General features: G+C 57.3%; 1 protein-coding gene. It reads right to left on the bottom strand.

Annotation, left to right across the window (positions count from 1 at the left end; all coding sequences use genetic code 11):
- Positions 1-252 precede the first annotated feature (252 nt).
- The coding region (locus tag JKG68_RS32720) for a sigma-70 family RNA polymerase sigma factor (protein WP_202066639.1) at positions 253-786 on the bottom strand (534 nt) is incomplete at its 5' end.

The raw sequence follows: 786 nt of genomic DNA, 5'->3' as shown, positions 1-786 counted from the left end.
CAGGACATGTGTGGGATGGGTGTCGATGGAACGGCTTGAGATATCAACTGATGACCAAAGCCCTGGCAGCTAAGAACCATAGGTGGCATCCAGAGTGCCGAAGGGCACAATTTCACATTCAAGTTGTAATCGATCATAGCAGAGCCGACGCTGAGGTCCGGTCCCAACCGCACTCGCGTCGCAGAGGCGTGGCTATGGGCTTCGCCGCGACACGCAGATGAAGTAGACGAGGGGTGATGATCCGGGAGGTTGCTACCGGGTGCAGGTCTCGTTGAAGATCGTGGCTTTCACAACCCGATCTGCTCCGATGTCGTCCGGGCTTTCGATGCTGAGCAGTTCAGCCAGTCGGGTCCGGGCACGATTGACCCGGCTCTTGATGGTTCCAATCCGTGCTCCACAGATTGCAGCGGCTTCCTCATACGAGAACCCCTGTGGCCCTACGAGCAGGAGGGCCTCCCGTTGATCAATGGGCAGTTGGGCTAAAGCAGCCTTGAGGTCTTCCACATCAGCGTGTCCATCCTGCTCGGGAGGGACAGCAAGGCGGGCTGCGATGCCGCCATCGGGGTCTTCCACCTCACGCTTTCTCTTTCGATAGAAGGTGTGGAACTGGTTCCGCAGGATCGTGAAAAGCCAAGCCTCAATGTTAGTGCCGGGTTGAAACTGATTGATGTAAGTCAGTCCGCGCACCATCGCCTCCTGAACCAAGTCATCAGCCTGATCGATGTTGCCGGTGAGGGAGATGGCAAAAGCCCTCATCGAGGGAATAGACTGGAGAAGGCCGTCGTG

This window comes from Microvirga aerilata (assembly GCF_016743775.1).
Lineage (GTDB): Bacteria > Pseudomonadota > Alphaproteobacteria > Rhizobiales > Beijerinckiaceae > Microvirga > Microvirga aerilata.
Note: the sequence above shows the minus strand (reverse complement) of the source record. Positions and strands in the feature narration are given on the sequence as shown.